Source organism: Spiroplasma sp. SV19 (assembly GCF_030060925.1).
Taxonomy (GTDB): domain Bacteria; phylum Bacillota_I; class Bacilli_A; order Mycoplasmatales; family Mycoplasmataceae; genus Spiroplasma.
In genome coordinates, this window is sequence record NZ_CP045455.1 from 860,796 (window position 1) to 876,684 (window position 15,889).

Genomic DNA, 15,889 nt, shown 5'->3' on the forward strand with positions numbered 1-15,889 from the left:
TTTTTTCTCCTTACATTCTATTCATTCATTTTATTTCATAGTTATTTCGTCAAAATTGGATAGCTTCTTTTAAAACTTCCGTTTTAATTTCATAATATCCTTTTCCAGCAAGTGTTCTTTTATACTCTAACAATGCTGGTGGTTTATAAACTAATTTTTTATCCCCTCAATTAGATCACTGTAATAAATCGTTGCGATATGCAAACCAACTTTTATTCACTTTATCATATTCGGCCTTATTCAAAAATTCAATCATTCTGGCATATCAATTATGTCTAATATGTACTTTATTTATCGTTGGATATAATTATCCCATATAAAAATAGTCACCTATTTTATCTTTAGAAGTAATTTCATCAAATAGCACTTTAGCCTCTTTTCATTTATCCTTTTCAACATGAATATTAGTTTCATATGTAATTTTGTCAATACCGTTTGAATCATATTTAATAAACTTAATCTTTCTTTCAATTAATTTTTCTATAAAATTTATTAAATATTGAGAGCTACCTATATATATGTAAAAATTTTAATTAAAATAAAATTATTTTGACAATTAAGTTTTTCTTTTAAATCTTTTATTTCACCTCTTAACTCAATATTTTCTTCCTTTAAATTTAAGTACATTTCTTGATAGTCTTTCTGGTGAATGGTTGTATGAATTTCTGAGTTTTTAATATTTTTTGCTTTTGGTCCAATTATTTTGTCTTGATCTTTATTTCCTGTTTCAATATTAAATTCCAAACTGTTTTTATTTAATGTATTATCTTTTGCCATAATTATTTCCTAACTTTCTATATGCTTAATTTAAAATTTTAAAAATTATAATTTCCTTTTATAACTTTTTTAACTTTAATTCCATTTTAATGATTTTTTAGTTTTAATATTTCTAATTTTTCAATTGCATTTTGACATTAATTTGATAAATTCATAATTAATTTTTGAACGATTACAATTTGAGTATTTATTTTAGCAATATCATTTTGACGATAATTTGTTGGATAAAGCAACATAATTGCTTTAATGGTTGATAGTGTTGTTAATTTATCTGTTAAAAATCCTAATGCTTTGACTTTAATCGTTGGCTCAATAAAATTACCGTTGTACTGTAAAGAAAAAATTTGATACTGACAATCAGATAAAATTACATTATACTGATATAATTCAACCTTAGCTACATCAATCATTTTTTGTAATTCATCACAAATCAATACACCCCCGCCACAAATTTGAGCAATCATTGCTTGTGCTTTTAATTCATCAATATTTTGTTTTTTATTATCATATTTGACTTTAGTAATATCATATAGGTCTTGATAGTATTTTATATCATAAGTAACCGGCGGTTCATCTGGTTTTGATTGGATTCCTTTATCTAGTCCGCTACTATTCTTGTTATTACATGCGGCAACTGGAGTTACTACTGATATTCCTAAAGTGACAGCACTCAATAAACTTAGTATTTTCTTCATAATAATAATTTATTTTCTTTTTTTCCTTCCATAAATTTTATTTAAAAAGATTAATAATTTTTGCAAAACAAAAAATATTTAATCTTTATACCCATATTTCTCCTTTTTCAAAATTAATATATATGTTGCTACCTAGGCATATTATAACAAAAAATATGGCTTGCACCATATTTTGATATTATTTATTAATTTCTTTTGCTATGGCTTGAACAAATACCTTTTCATAATGAATTAAATCAAGTTCCATATTTACCTTACATACTATAGTCTGTACATAAACATTGGGTAAATGTTATAGAATAAAATGGAATTATTATTACAAATGATGTTATAAACAAATATTTTTCCATTTTACTCTATCTGCTTTCTATAAATGGATGTAAAATATCTTATATATAAATTATTTCTTAAAAATTCATGGCAAATTATTTTTATTAAAAATCCCATTTATCTCTTTATTCATATTTTCAATTTCATCAATATTTATTTTTACATAAAATTCATCATTTTGCATAAAAATATAAATTGATCATTGCTAGTTTCAAAATTAATTACAAACTCTAAATTAATATTGTTTTTAATAAAATAGATATTTTTGAATTAAGATAATTAATTATTGTTAAACATTTAATTTTTTTAGATAATAAATATCCCTGCTGAGTTATAAACAAAAATTTATTATGTTTTTATTACTTAGTCTACTTAGTCCATTATTACATTCAGTTATTTTATTTTTAATTTTACTTAAATATGTTTCTAATTTCATAAAATGTTTGTTAAAAACTTTCTTAATTTGATCTATTAAATCAATATTTAACACTGGTGTTATATTTTGACATTTAAGTTTTTTAGTTATGAATTCATCCTCCAATTTAAAATATCCCTTATCTGCAGATCAAAAAACTTCTATAGCTATTATTTCTTCATTTTTACTATATAAAAAATCAGGTCCTTCAAAAATAAAAACATTATCTCAATTATAATCTGAATTTAAACTAATAAATTTTTCTATTATATGAATCTCTTTTACAAATGTATTAATCTTTGAGTTTTTTCCCTTTCTTATTTCATCTTCAAATAAATTCAAAAAAACTAAATCTGTTATTTTATTATTATTTACATACAAACTAAAACATCCTTCATTATTATTGTTATTTTTAAGCAATCTCAATTTTTTTTTATTTTAATTTCATCTTCATTAATTATTTTGACAAAATCATCTTTAAATTCTGAACCCTTTTTTAAATCTTTTGAATATTCGTTAAAGGTTAAAATTATTTTTTCTAAAATTTGTTGATGTTCTTTTTCTGATTTAAACTCACTTTTGTTTTTATTACATTTACAATATTTCATATTATTTATCCCTCCTTAACAGTAATTTTATCTATAAGTTATATTAACTTATCTAATATAACTATTTCTTTTCTTCCCCAATATGAGCATAAAGTTTATTCCTTCAATCATATAGTTTATTAATATTATCTAGATTTTCATCATAAAATTTGTTCTGTTGTCTTTTCCCTCTGACATAACTTCTTGTCAGAGGGAATGTGCTTTTTTAGGAACTCAGCCCGTAATTGTTCTTTCTGCAATTCTTTATTTTTAAGAGCTAACTCTCTTTCTTTTAGTTTTAATTGTTCTTCAAGAAATTTAATTTTAACAACATTCTGATCAGCTTCTTTTAATTCACAACAATTATTTTTTAAATCTTTATTTGTTCATTCATAAACTAAAACAGGCACTGATAAATTAAATTCTTTTGCTAATTTAATTGCTGATTCACCATTTTTAAAGCGCTTTACAACTTCCTGTTTTAGTTCATTTGAGTATTTTTGATATTTTTTCATTTTGTTACACCTTCACTATTTAATTATAACTGTTTCTATAGATTTTTAGGTGTAAACTTAGCTGTACCGATGCTACCATTAAAATTCAAATTATTATGTAATTCTAATAAAATAGATGTACTTGGATGTACATTTGATAAAAGTTCTTTAATATATTGCATATTTCTATTTCATGAATTTTTTTCTGCTATATTAAATCTAGATTCAATTCCAAGTTCTTTAGCTTTATTTGTCAATAAAACTTTTAAAGTATCATATTCTTTTAAATCACTTAAAAAATTATTAACTGTATTTGCATACAAAGGTTTGATATTTTCCAATTCTTTTGTTGTCATTAAATCACTTCACTATTCTGTTAATTAATAAGAGTTTATTTAAGTACTTACATGGGAAAAATAGTAATTACTTACTATTTTCCAATTCTTTTAGTTTTAATTCCATTTCAAGGATTTCTTTTTTTAATTTTAATGCTTCTAGATCATTACTACTATCCTGTTTAATTTCTGAATTAACATAATAAGGATTGTATTCTGGTGGAATAGCATCTGGATGACGTTCAAAAAATTCTTTAAGTAATAATTCTGTTGTTTCAATATCTTTATTTCCAAATTCAAATACTTTATTAACGAAATTCTCTGGTCCAACTAATTCTATTAGTTTAAAATGATTTTTATCAGAATAATTAATAAATTTTTGTTTTTCTGCTAACTTTTTATACTCTTTTTGATAGTGTCTATCAATTGCCTTATAATTGACTTCACCACCAAGTAAACTTTTAATACCCATATTTCATTCTCCTTTATAAATTAATAATGATTAATACAGTTGATATTTGATTGTATTATAATATAAAAAACTAGAATTTTACATAAATTCTAGTTTTTCTTTTTAGATTTTTTCATTTTTTTAGTTTCACGTACTCGGATTTTTTCAATTTTAGCTTTTTTAATCTCCTGTGGAATTTCACTAGCACGTTTATAACCTTTTCTGGCTTCACCAACAAATACTTCGCCAGCTGCATCTCAGCCAACTTTGGTTGCTTTTTTAATTGCTCGACCAGTTCCAACAAATGGGGCTGCTAAACCGCTACCAACTGCCTTACCAAATTTACGAGCGTATGTTCCAACTTTTCCTTTTCGTTTAACATCAATACCATTTTTGGTTGAAACAATTCCGCTTGTATCTTTGGCACTAGTTCACCCATTTTTAATCGCTCAAATACTTTTTCCGGCTAAAGCAGCCCCAACACCAACTACTGCGCCTAATAGTCCGATGGCACCACTTCGACTTCGCATTTTGGTAATTCCCGATGGATCAATTCCACTATTGTTCTGGTTACTTGCTAATGAATCAGCAGTCGGTCCCATCATCCCACTAGAACCATGTTTCTTCTCATATTTTAATTGTTTTTTTGATTTAGCAAACCCTAAAGCTTTCCCAACCATTTTCGAAGCACCAGCGGCAAATAAACCACCAGCCATTGTTGTTCGAATCGAATTCATTCCTTCCATTGCCCCAACACCTTCGCCAATAAAGTTAGCAATAATAACAGTAATTCCTCATGTTCCTAAGGCCCCACCAAGTAAGCAAATTAAACGTAATAACATTTTCGCATAACCGGGAAAGTCTGATGGTCCAAAATTAGGATTAGAAATAACAGTGGTATATAACATATAAATATAATATGCCACCAAGGTTGCTGAAGCAGCTAACATTTTCGATAAAACCATATCTTTTCAAGTTAATGCTCGTTTTCCTTCATCTTGGACCATTCCCGCCATTACTAACGGTGATACTAAGAAGAGAAATAGGAGTTCAAACACTTTTTGGGTTAAAGCTAATCCGAGCATAGCAATCGCTATTAACACAAATCATACTGCAAATATCTGGACAATAATACTTCAGTCACCAATATTTGCTGGTGGTTTGTAATTGGTAACTGTCCCACCCATCCCATTAATGTTTCCGGCTCAGTATAAGGTATCTGCTAAATTAATGCCACTTGTCCCAAACACTGTATTTAGAATGGAAACAAATCAAGTAATTATGGCATTAACAAAGAAAAATCCTAACGGAATAAAAAAGACAAATACCCCTGCTAATCCGGTATATCTTAAACAAGACATTAATTTGGGTTTCATTTCACCAGCTTCCTTGAATTGGAGCGTTAAAAACTGGGAAATAAAGATAATAACTAACAATCCGACGGCGACAATTGCAAACTGTCAAAAAGCAGTTGGAATGTTAGCAAACGAAAATTGGCGCTCACTATTAAACAATAAATCAAAAACTATTCCCGAAGATAAAAATCGCAACACTTGATCAAATACCGAAACTATGCCCAACGGTCCTTCAACAAATATTTTTCACATTGTTTTTAAAATTGCGTCACCAATCCAATCTGTAATACCCATTAAATATAAATAGTTAGTTAATTCCATTGTTACTTTGATGGGGGCTCATACCCACCTGCTCCATTAATTAACTCTGGTAAAATGGTATTTACAAAGATTGGGGCAAAAATACACAGTGCCAAACCAAAGATACATCAACAAACAGCATAAATTTGAATATTTCGTTGTTCAGGATCATCGGCAAATTTTTTAATTTTTAAGCCATGCTTAATAATATAAAGGATACAAACAGCCCCGGCAATAATTGAAATTGGTGTTAAAATCGCATTTAACAATAAGACAACTAATTTAGTTGTGCCCGAAAAATCCGGGGTATCCGCTAATAGATTTAACATAAATTGCATTTTTTAATTTCCCTCCTTTTATTCTCTTTCAAAATCAACAACTTTATTTTTATTATTTAGCTCATATCACTGATATACGGTAATATCTTCATACGTAAAATCATTTCCAGTTTCTCTTTTATAAAAACAGTTGGGGCAAAGATCAGTGTAAGTATAATTATTTTTAAGTTCATATTTTTGATTGCAGTCATTACATGTTGCCATTTTTTCACCTTCTATTCTCTTTCAAAATCATCTGAATTTGGTATTGTATTTTGCTCATTTTCAAAAGTCTTATTTTGTAATTCTTTGGCTATTAGATACTTGTTAAATTCCATTTCATATTCTTTAAAAGATGCATCTTTTTCATTTAGTTGAAAACCATATTTTGGGGTTTGTTTTTTAAAAAATTCCCCCATTGCAACTCAATTATCATTGTTAATAAAAGGTTTTACATTTTCTTCATATGCAAGAACTTGTTCTGAACTAAACCCAATTTTTAATAATTCCGTACTTATCTTTGCAACACCAATTTCATTTTTTGTAAAATCACGAATTAAATCTACAATAATGTCTTCAAAACATCATCTTTGATATTGTTCATTGACTTTTTTCTGATGAGCAAGTGTTTTTAAATAATTTTCATTACAATTAATATCATAATCGATATTATCTTTGATGATTTCTAATTTACCAGGGCCATAACCACCATATTCTATTTGATAATTTAATTCAGATTCTGCATCATCATAATTTGTAAAGGTATAAAGTAATTTACTAGCATTAGCATCATAGTTGCCATCCTTATCAAATAAACCCACCTCATGAACCTCATATATTATTAAAGGCTTTGGTTTAACAGCGTTTTGTTCTGCCATATTTTATCCTCCTATTCTCTTTCAAAATCATCCGTGGTTTCAACATTATTTCCGGTAATTTCATTAACTTTCTCAATTAATTTATTTTCAACTTCTAAAATATATTTACCATATGCTTCTGAAAAATTTTCGTTTGCACTGCGATCACGATCATTTTCTTCATAATATGCCGATAAAACATCTTGCTCATCATAACGAATAAAATCTGTATCACATACTTCGTGAACTAAATCACGTAAACTAACATCTGAATCATTATGTAAAACTTTATTTACTAAATTTTCTTCTTGTAAACGTGATAATGTATTATTAACAGCACTTTCTATTTTTTCCTTGACTAAATTAAAATTCATTTTGTTTTTCTCCTCTTCTTTTATTTACTTCATATTTTTTATAATTATTTTTTATGATTGTCATATACCAATATAAAAAACACATGCGCGACATTTAAAAATGTCTGACATGTGTCATTGGTCATCTACAGAAATATTATACTATGAAAATTAGGATATAATTTAATTAAATAACAACAATTTCTTATCAATATGAATTAATTTAGTATTTACCATTATGCTGACAAATTTTTAATTAAATCTTGAACAGTAGAAATTTGAGCACTAATTTTATTAATATCATTTTGGGTATAATTTGTTGGATAAAGCAACATAATTGCTTTAATGGTTGATAACGTTGTTAATTTATCTGTTAAAAATCCTAATGCTTTAACTTTAATTGTTGGATCACTAAAATTACCGTTGTACTGTAAAGATAAAATTTGATACTGACAATCACTTAAAATTACATTATACTGATATAATTCAACCTTAGCTACATCAATCATTTCTTGTAGTTCCGCACAAATTAACACACCCCCATCACAAATTTGTTCAATCATTTCTTTTGACTGTAAATCATCAATATCTTGTTTTGTTATTTTATAATCAACTAAAGTAGCATCATATAAATTTTGATAATATTTTATATCATGTGTAATTGGTGGTGGATCTGGATTGGGTGAAATTGATTTTGGTCTTGATAAATTATCATTACATGCCGTTAAACTTGCTGTGCCAATAACCATCAATCCTAATGTACTAATAATTGATAGGACCTTTTTCATGAGATATTTCTCCTCTTAAATTAAAGACCTTGAAAATACAAGGTCCTTATTAGTCTAAATAATTAAGTTATTTTAATCTCATAAAATGGCATCATCACCATCGAATGAAATTGAATCAGTAGGAGCATTATCTGCTGTTACTGACATCTTGTTTTGCTAAAAATTCTTCTTTTGCTTTACGCATTTCATCTCAAATTAAAGCAGTTTCCTCTTTAAAGTGAGTTTTTAATCCTGTTAAAGCACAATCTCTTTCTTTATAAATTGCTTTTCCTTGTTCATCATTTCCTTCAAACGTAGAAATTTTTACTTTATCCCAATCCTTACTGTTTTTTGGATATGAAATTTGAGCATAATCCGCTTCTTCCAAAGTTGAAGTTTCTTTTAATAAATGCTCTCCATCATTAGCTAATGCTTTAGGAAAAACTGAATTTTGCGGATAAAAGAATGTTTCTTTTTCTGATAAACGAATTAAATACTTAGCTTTTGTTTCTTTTGTTGTTCCATCGGGCAATGTTACTAAAGCTGGTGCTATTGCTTTGATAATTCGTTCCTTCTTAATTAAAAAGTTGTCATATTCTTGTTTTTTTGGTGTTGTGTTTTGTTCTGTCATATCTTATTCCTCCATGTTCTTAAATATCAATGATTATTAAATTATTTAGACTATTTGTCATATACCAATATAAAAAACACATGCGCGACATCATAAAATGTCTGACATGTGTCATTGGTCATCTACACAAATATTATACTATAAAAATTAGTATAGAATTAAGTTAAATAAGAAAATAAACATAATATAGTATTTAAATTTACAATAATATTTTTTAATTCATAAATTTATAAAAAGTTTAATAGTTTAGGTTTTTATATAAGTTTAAAAATAATATAATTAAGATATAAATTTATAGTTATATAAGTTGGAGGTAATACATATGAAAATAGATTTTTACATTGATGAATCTGGTGGTATTAATACTCATTATTTCAGTATAGGTGGTTTAATACTTGTTAACAAAAATAATAAAGATAAAATTAAAAAAATTTTAGGAGTGTATTAAAAAAATTAAAATTAAAATTGGTCAAGATATTAAAAAGAACTAAAAGCAAAGGATACTAATCTAGAACAAAAACAATTTATTTTTCAAAAATTAAAAAATTATAACCAAGAGTTTGTTTCTATTTCATGTAATATGCTTAAATATAAAGAAACATCAAAAAACAGGAATATTACTATAGTTTATAACTATTTGGTAAAGAAATTACTTGAAAATGTATTTTTATCTAAATCAATAGTAAATAATTGTATTGAAAATAATGTTGAAGAATGTGAGATTAATTTATATTGTGATAATAGAAATATATCAGTAAATAAATTAAAATTTCTTGAAGAATATTTAAATACTGAATTTTCATTATGCTCTGATACAGTTAAATTTTATTTCAAAGTAGTATACAAAAATCAGAGCAAACTTTATTAATTCAATATGCTGATTTTATTGTAAATACTAAATATCTTTATATTAATGAATTTGGAAATAATAAAAAGGTAAATTTCACAATTTTACCATTATGACATTATATAAACTATAATTTTGATAATTTTTATTATATCTGGTAGATTGTCAACTTAAGGGTAAGTTTTTATTAAATCAAAATAAGGACTAAACATTTTAAACACTTCTAAAGGTGTTTTAAAGTTTAGTTTTTTTTGCTGGATTATTTAATAAAAGCATTGTTTCTTTGTCATATTCTTTACTGTATTTATTTAAATCTCTATTTTTAGGATATCTTTACCGTAATAATTTATTTTTGTGTTCAATAGCACCTTTTTCTAATGGTGAAGCTGGTGTTGTAAAGTAAACTGGAATACCAACAATTTATTCAAATTTTTCTCACATGGTAAATTCGGAACCATTATCCAATACTAATGATTTAACATATTTCATAATTGTTGGATTTTTAAAGTTGATATTTATAATGTAATATTGTTCGTTTTACAATGTATTTGTTAACTTTATAGCGTTTTAATTTGTTCCAACTGAAGGAATTCCAATTTAACCGTTAGGCCACATTCACGATTTTTTCATCTTTGAATTTTATAACTTTCAAGTAATGTTCATTCTTTTATGAAAAAATGTTTATAATTCATATTTATTATTTTTTCTATTTAGTGGTAAAAAGTATAACATATGATTTTTTTACTTTATATAAACTTGCACTTATTATGATAATCTACAAGCAGTAATATTAATTAAAAAGTTATATAAACTATTTACATTTTATAATAATAATATATAATTTAACTAAGGTAAGACATCGGCTAAGTTGGTAAATCCTAAGCGTATGTTAAGTACGTAACTTCGGTGCACTCAAAGATGCTATTTATAGCATCTTTTTTATTTTTATATATTTATTTTAGAAAAAATTATATTCTATATTGTGAATTAATTAATAGAATTAGGACACTCGCTTTTATAATCTACAATGAGAAATAAAATTTAAATATACTAGTACTTTTATTGACATAACTCTAAAAAGTTGAAATAATAAGAATATGAGATAAAGGATAAATATCTTAAATATTACTATTTAATTTATTAAATTTTTTAGAAAGGAGCAACAATAATGGGAAGCCCTGATTGTATTTTACAATGTATGGCTTGTACTTGTAGCTGTAAAAAAAGTGGAGCACAGCATAACGAAGGGAATAGTAAATGTACTAACTGTCCAACTTGTAAACCAAATGATCGCCATACTAGAAAACAATAACTTAATATAAAGAAGTTATTATAAAACTATAAAATAATACATATTAATTCAAAATATTTTAAACAAAAAAACTCGCCTTTGGCGAGTTTTTACAATGACATACCTTCATCCAACGATAAATCATTAATTTTATTATGTAGTTTTTGATTTTCATCCTTTAAGAAACGATTTTGATCTTTTAAATCTTCAATTTGTTTCATTAAATTATCTATCTTTTGACCATATTCAGTTATCGTGTTAGTAATTATGGCAACACTTTCTTTAAAATTATTTGGTTGATAATGTTCATTCCGATCACTACGTTCTTTTAAAATTGCTAATATTTTTTCTAATTCATGGGTTTGAGTAATTAAACTTTCTTTTGAAGCAATTAAAATTGCTTTAATATTTTCACCAGTTCCGGTACCTAAATATGCCCGTAAATTTTCACCTTCAGAACATCCAATTAAGTTTTTAATTTCATTATGTTCTTTTGATAATTTGTTTTTTACTTTCCGATTTGATAATCAAACTGAGCCAATAACTCCCGCAATTGAGACCACGATTGGGACAACAATTGATGCAACAATTGTTATAATTTCTCCTGTTGACATATTGCTATAATCCTTTCTATTAAAAACATTTATTAAATTTATAACTGGTAAAATTATAGCAATAATTAACGGAAAAATAACTAAAAATATTTGTCAAACTTTTGCTCAATTAATATTTTTCATTATTTAATACCTTCCCTTTCTTTTCGTCGTAAATCTTTTCAAACATCATAATCAGTTTTTAATTGTTCTTCAAATTCTTTAATACAATCAATTTCATTTAATAATTCACTGTTTTCACCTGGGTTATTTAATAAATTTAAGTCAACACCTAATTGTTTTGCTAAAATATTAAACATATATCTTGTTCTGTAATTTGTTACAATTTGTTGTTGAAGTAACAATGACATTAAATCATCAGTATAATTTTTATCAGCTTTTAATAATAATTTAGTCGCCTTTAAAATTTCTTCACGAACAATATTTTGCACTAAATCGATATTGTTTTCTAAATTTTGCTTTTGGATTGATGAAACATAATGAATTGTTAACAGCTCATTGATCGAATTATATTTTGCTTTGTTACTTTCAATAAATAAATTATGGGCATTAATTTGATCTAAATTCCGTAATTTAAATCTAACCTCAACTACTTTTTTACTCATTGCTCTCACCTCGAAAATATTTATTGAACTTTTGCGATGGTGAAAATGAAACAGTTTTTGATGTTATAACTTTAAATTGCTTTTTATTTAAAATGACTTCTTCTCTCGTAACAATTAAAGTTTTAAACTTACCAAAATTAGCAATTAATACTTCATCATTATTTTTAACTAAATCTGATAATATCAGAAAAGTTTGATTTACTATTTCCTTTGCTTTTTTCTTAGTTAAAGAACAATTAATAGCTAATGTTGTTATTAAATCATTAGTTGTCTTCTTTTTCATGTTTTTGCATTCCTTCTTTAATAAAATGACGAATAACATTAGCAAGGGAATGATCCTTATCAGTATATTGCTGTAATTGGTTGTACATGTTCTTTGAAATTTTTAATTGGATTTTACAAGAATTTGCAGGTTGCTTGTTTTTTTGTTTCATTGTTTCACTCCCTTATATTTAAGTAATTAATTTTCAGTTAATTTAATCCCAAATGCTGCTTGTTCATCTTCAGACAATTCAACATGTAAACAATGACGATTATAGTCAGTTACCATAAACAACATATCGCCTCGTTTAGCCCCGGCACAAAAACTTATTTCATTATCAGATAAACCGCCTGAAGCACTATAAAGTTCACTGACATCATGTAAGTCTTTTTGTTTTAATTTTAAAATCCCAACATATTGGGCATTATTTAAAATAGCGGTTGCTTCTCGTTCTAATTCTGGGGTTGCTTTAAAATCAGATAAATTTTGTGTAACGAGCATCACACCCCCATTAAAACCACGAATCATTTTAACTGTTTCAAATAAAAATTTTAAAGCTTGGGGATTTTGTTTATCAATAACAATATGAGCTTCATCAACCGCTAAAATAATTTCATTATTAGTATTAAAACGATTATTATTAATTTCAGTACGGATGAAATTTAGCATTAAAAACATTTGTGCTTTTAAAACTTGCGATTTTGAATATAATGTTTGAATATCCAAAACAGTTAATAAATTATCCCCCAAATTAATTGTTGAATGACAATTTCATAGCGCAGCATACTTACCAAATTCAGTAAAATCATATTTTATTATTTTTGATATTTTATTTAAAATTTCTTCTTCACCAACATCTGGTTTTATTGTTAATAGAAACTTAGTTAATTCAGTAAAAGTTGGTCAGTCGCTATTTTTCATTTTCCGAAATTTATTAATATCATTAATTTCTAAACTCATATAAAAATCTAAGATTCGTTGAATTAAATATCCCACTTCTTCGTCTTTTAACGATGGATGAGTAAAATGAAAAAATGTTTCTAATACTTGCAAATGATCACCGATGATTGTTTTGATATCTATTGTTTTATCGATGTTTGTGTTAATTTGCAAAGGATTGAAATGCCCTTTTGAACCAGTTCCAACATCAATTCAATTACCATTATGATAATCACAAAGTTTACCAAACTCACGTTTTGGATCAATTATAATAACCCTTCTTCCTAAGGCAATATGGTAATTCAAAAATTTTGATACCGTTGTTGTTTTCCCACCCCCTGTTGTTCCAATAAAAAAGGCGTTTGAATTTTGATAATCACCACCCCGGCGAAACTGGTCAGAAAAAACAACATCCCCAGTGCTGTTATAACCAATAAAGAGCCCCTTTTCGTCTTCTAAAGCATTGTTCATAAAGGGATATGAATTCCCTAAGGTAGAACATGGCATTTCGTGCGAATTTGTATAAGCTGTTGGGTCAGTTGGTTTTGGTAACATTCCACTATAACCATCAATTTGTTTAAATAAAAGATAGTCCATTTTCATGTTCTGTGTTTTTAATAAAAGTTCTAAACTTTCTTCTGCTTGACGTAAACTTGGTTTATTAACTCCATAATTCAAAAATAACACATTAACCCTTTTTACTATTTCTTCACCAGCAGAAATTAATTGCACTAAATTTTCAAAAGATTGATATTGATGCTCTTTTTCTGATTTATTAACAGTTTTTTTAACTGAAAATAAATTCGTTCTAGCGTTAACCATTGCTCGGTGCAATTGTTCTTTTACTGCTTCATGATTAGTACTTGAAATATTAAAAATAACTGTACTATCAGTTGTACATAATTTTGCCCCTCAGCCATGATTTGGATATATTGGATATTCCTTAATCCCCTTTAAAGAATAATAGGCATCATTAATCTTAAAATAATTTTGAGTAAAAGTGATGTTATCCAATGCTAATAAGTCATTTAACTTAGTAGCATATTCATCAATAACTTTGTTTGAAAATGGTTCATCATAAGGATTAAAAATTAATTTGATGGTATTCACTAAATCATATTTATTAACGTTAACGGCAAGTAAATTACTTTCATTTATTTTAGCTTTTATTAAGCGCATATTTTTATTTAATTTAGAAATATCACGATCATAAATAAATAAAATAAACATTTTTTGGGTTGCAGAATAACCCAAAATTCCTCCCTGATCAGAATATATTCTTTCATAACCTTTTAATTGCTTAATTCGACTGTTATAGGCTTTATCAGATAATATGTTAAGTTCTTTTAAATTTTTTAACTTAATCATAATATCTTTTAAATAATTTATGTTTTTATTTAAATTATAAGGCTTATCTAACTTAACTAAACTAATTTGACAGTTAATTAAACGAAATACTTCACTTAACTGATTTAGTCGTAACTCTTGTTCTGAATAATCTAATGTTGTAATATTAAAGCCCTTAATTTCAATTGCACCAACAAATCATTTTTTACCACCCTCTAAAATTGAAGTTTCCAAACATGTTTCATGTAACTTACGATAAGGCATTAAAAGTGATGTATTATTATTTTTACTATCAATTGTAAACTTTTTCTTTTTCGCTAAAAAAATGAAACCACGAATAATAATCATATAAATTCGACCATTATATTTCTCAGAATTAATTAATGACAACATTAAAAACATAAAAATTGTAACACCAAGGATGATTCGTACTAAAGTACTAAAAACAGTTAAATTATATCCAACGATAAATGAAATGATTGCATAACCAACCGCAAAAGCTAAATCTAAAAGGGAAAAATTATCTTTTAATTTTAACTTTTGTTTTTTTAACTGTGGTGGAATAATACTTTGGCTCATTTATTCAATTTCCATTTCATCATCTTGGCTTACTTCAATTGCTAATTTGTTTTGTAAATCAATAATTTCAGATTGTTGTGCTTTAACTTGCTGTTCTAAATGTTGAATCTTTTTATGGGTTTTTGCTAACTCATTTTGATAATATGGTAATTCTTCAAATGCTTTGTTAAGTATATTAAAACTTTTGTGATCAAGTGTAATTGTATTATCACTTGCAACATATTTTTGATTAAATTGATCTAACAAATTTTTTGATGCCTTATATGCTTCATTAATATTTTGATCAATCCCTTTAACTAAACTATTAGCTTGATAGTTATAGTCAATATTTTCTAATTGATCTAACGAATGAAATTTAAATTCCTTTATTTTTCGATATTTTTGTAATTTAAAATGCTCAATAATAATTTTCTTATGATTGGATGTAATATTAATATAACCATTTTGATTTTTAAATGGTCTTTTTAAATGAGAATTATAAATTCTGACTAAATTATTAGGCAATAACTTATTAGTTTTTTTATTTTTTAACAAATCATTAATTATTAACTCACCATCTATTTGATTATTTTTATATGAAGTTGTTGCTAATAATCCATAAGTTTGATAAGGATTATGACCTTGTCCTAATGCAATAAAAGCTCGTGGTTTTTGTTTTCCTGTTTGATCTAAATCACCTGGATTTTGCACCTCATAAACTCTCCATGTTTGTATTTTTTTCATTTTCTTCCTCGTTTCTAT

The 15,889-nt window shown here is 26.0% G+C and carries 23 protein-coding genes; 2 read left to right on the forward strand and 21 right to left on the reverse strand.

Going from position 1 to position 15,889, the window contains the following annotated elements; all coding sequences use genetic code 4:
* Window positions 1-10 precede the first annotated feature (10 nt).
* The 15 genes from E7Y35_RS04150 to E7Y35_RS04220 all read right to left on the reverse strand — a co-directional run bounded on the left by E7Y35_RS04150 (window position 11) and on the right by E7Y35_RS04220 (window position 8,664).
* Complete coding sequence (locus tag E7Y35_RS04150) at window positions 11-256, reverse strand: hypothetical protein (protein WP_283271730.1); 246 nt, start codon at window positions 254-256, stop codon at window positions 11-13.
* A 254-nt stretch (window positions 257-510) separates the two neighbouring features.
* Window positions 511-777: a hypothetical protein gene (locus tag E7Y35_RS04155; protein WP_283271731.1), complete on the reverse strand. Its 267-nt coding sequence runs from the start codon at window positions 775-777 to the stop codon at window positions 511-513.
* A gap of 137 nt (window positions 778-914) precedes the next feature.
* Complete coding sequence (locus E7Y35_RS04160) at window positions 915-1,472, reverse strand: hypothetical protein (protein WP_283271732.1); 558 nt, start codon at window positions 1,470-1,472, stop codon at window positions 915-917.
* A gap of 661 nt (window positions 1,473-2,133) precedes the next feature.
* Window positions 2,134-2,598, reverse strand: a complete 465-nt coding sequence (locus E7Y35_RS04165; RefSeq protein WP_283271733.1) for a hypothetical protein — start codon at window positions 2,596-2,598, stop codon at window positions 2,134-2,136.
* Window positions 2,589-2,825: a hypothetical protein gene (locus E7Y35_RS04170; protein ID WP_283271734.1), complete on the reverse strand. Its 237-nt coding sequence runs from the start codon at window positions 2,823-2,825 to the stop codon at window positions 2,589-2,591. The genes E7Y35_RS04165 and E7Y35_RS04170 overlap by 10 nt, the downstream gene beginning before the upstream one ends.
* Window positions 2,826-2,950: 125 nt before the next feature.
* On the reverse strand, window positions 2,951-3,319 hold the full coding sequence (locus E7Y35_RS04175) for a hypothetical protein (protein WP_283271735.1): 369 nt from the start codon (window positions 3,317-3,319) through the stop codon (window positions 2,951-2,953).
* Between the two features lie 35 nt (window positions 3,320-3,354).
* Window positions 3,355-3,654, reverse strand: coding sequence for a hypothetical protein (locus E7Y35_RS04180; protein ID WP_283271736.1), 300 nt, complete (start codon window positions 3,652-3,654; stop codon window positions 3,355-3,357).
* A 67-nt stretch (window positions 3,655-3,721) separates the two neighbouring features.
* Window positions 3,722-4,105, reverse strand: coding sequence for a hypothetical protein (locus tag E7Y35_RS04185; RefSeq protein WP_283271737.1), 384 nt, complete (start codon window positions 4,103-4,105; stop codon window positions 3,722-3,724).
* A gap of 89 nt (window positions 4,106-4,194) precedes the next feature.
* Window positions 4,195-5,760, reverse strand: a complete 1,566-nt coding sequence (locus E7Y35_RS04190; protein ID WP_283271738.1) for an Mbov_0396 family ICE element transmembrane protein — start codon at window positions 5,758-5,760, stop codon at window positions 4,195-4,197.
* 2 nt (window positions 5,761-5,762) lie between these two features.
* On the reverse strand, window positions 5,763-6,077 hold the full coding sequence (locus E7Y35_RS04195) for a pilin (protein ID WP_283271739.1): 315 nt from the start codon (window positions 6,075-6,077) through the stop codon (window positions 5,763-5,765).
* Between the two features lie 18 nt (window positions 6,078-6,095).
* On the reverse strand, window positions 6,096-6,281 hold the full coding sequence (locus tag E7Y35_RS04200) for a hypothetical protein (protein WP_283271740.1): 186 nt from the start codon (window positions 6,279-6,281) through the stop codon (window positions 6,096-6,098).
* Between the two features lie 11 nt (window positions 6,282-6,292).
* Window positions 6,293-6,934: a hypothetical protein gene (locus E7Y35_RS04205; protein WP_283271741.1), complete on the reverse strand. Its 642-nt coding sequence runs from the start codon at window positions 6,932-6,934 to the stop codon at window positions 6,293-6,295.
* Between the two features lie 11 nt (window positions 6,935-6,945).
* Complete coding sequence (locus E7Y35_RS04210) at window positions 6,946-7,287, reverse strand: hypothetical protein (RefSeq protein ID WP_283271742.1); 342 nt, start codon at window positions 7,285-7,287, stop codon at window positions 6,946-6,948.
* Window positions 7,288-7,502: 215 nt separating this feature from the next.
* Window positions 7,503-8,054, reverse strand: a complete 552-nt coding sequence (locus tag E7Y35_RS04215; RefSeq protein WP_283271743.1) for a hypothetical protein — start codon at window positions 8,052-8,054, stop codon at window positions 7,503-7,505.
* Window positions 8,055-8,181: 127 nt separating this feature from the next.
* Window positions 8,182-8,664 carry a hypothetical protein gene (locus E7Y35_RS04220; RefSeq protein ID WP_283271744.1) on the reverse strand — a complete coding sequence of 161 codons (483 nt, stop codon included), beginning with the start codon at window positions 8,662-8,664 and terminating at the stop codon, window positions 8,182-8,184.
* Window positions 8,665-8,986: 322 nt separating this feature from the next.
* On the opposite strand from E7Y35_RS04220, the gene E7Y35_RS04225 reads away from it, so the two are divergent.
* Together E7Y35_RS04225 and E7Y35_RS04230 are read left to right on the forward strand one after the other, a co-directional pair.
* Entirely contained in the window at window positions 8,987-9,112 is a 126-nt protein-coding gene (locus E7Y35_RS04225) for a hypothetical protein (RefSeq protein WP_283271745.1), read from the forward strand.
* A 1,567-nt stretch (window positions 9,113-10,679) separates the two neighbouring features.
* On the forward strand, window positions 10,680-10,823 hold the full coding sequence (locus tag E7Y35_RS04230; protein WP_283271746.1) for a hypothetical protein: 144 nt from the start codon (window positions 10,680-10,682) through the stop codon (window positions 10,821-10,823).
* A gap of 89 nt (window positions 10,824-10,912) precedes the next feature.
* Here the strand turns inward: E7Y35_RS04230 and E7Y35_RS04235 are convergent, their stop codons facing one another.
* From E7Y35_RS04235 to E7Y35_RS04260, 6 genes are read right to left on the reverse strand one after another with little or no spacing between them, the layout of a single operon-like run.
* Window positions 10,913-11,539, reverse strand: a complete 627-nt coding sequence (locus E7Y35_RS04235) for a hypothetical protein (protein WP_283271747.1) — start codon at window positions 11,537-11,539, stop codon at window positions 10,913-10,915.
* Entirely contained in the window at window positions 11,539-12,021 is a 483-nt protein-coding gene (locus E7Y35_RS04240; protein WP_283271748.1) for a hypothetical protein, read from the reverse strand. Before E7Y35_RS04240 ends, E7Y35_RS04235 begins: the two co-directional genes overlap by 1 nt.
* Window positions 12,014-12,304: an HU family DNA-binding protein gene (locus tag E7Y35_RS04245; RefSeq protein WP_283271749.1), complete on the reverse strand. Its 291-nt coding sequence runs from the start codon at window positions 12,302-12,304 to the stop codon at window positions 12,014-12,016. The genes E7Y35_RS04240 and E7Y35_RS04245 overlap by 8 nt, the downstream gene beginning before the upstream one ends.
* Entirely contained in the window at window positions 12,285-12,455 is a 171-nt protein-coding gene (locus E7Y35_RS04250) for a hypothetical protein (RefSeq protein WP_283271750.1), read from the reverse strand. Before E7Y35_RS04250 ends, E7Y35_RS04245 begins: the two co-directional genes overlap by 20 nt.
* Window positions 12,456-12,481: 26 nt before the next feature.
* Complete coding sequence (locus tag E7Y35_RS04255) at window positions 12,482-15,148, reverse strand: Mbov_0397 family ICE element conjugal transfer ATPase (RefSeq protein WP_283271751.1); 2,667 nt, start codon at window positions 15,146-15,148, stop codon at window positions 12,482-12,484.
* On the reverse strand, window positions 15,149-15,871 hold the full coding sequence (locus E7Y35_RS04260; RefSeq protein ID WP_283271752.1) for a hypothetical protein: 723 nt from the start codon (window positions 15,869-15,871) through the stop codon (window positions 15,149-15,151).
* Window positions 15,872-15,889: the final 18 nt, after the last annotated feature.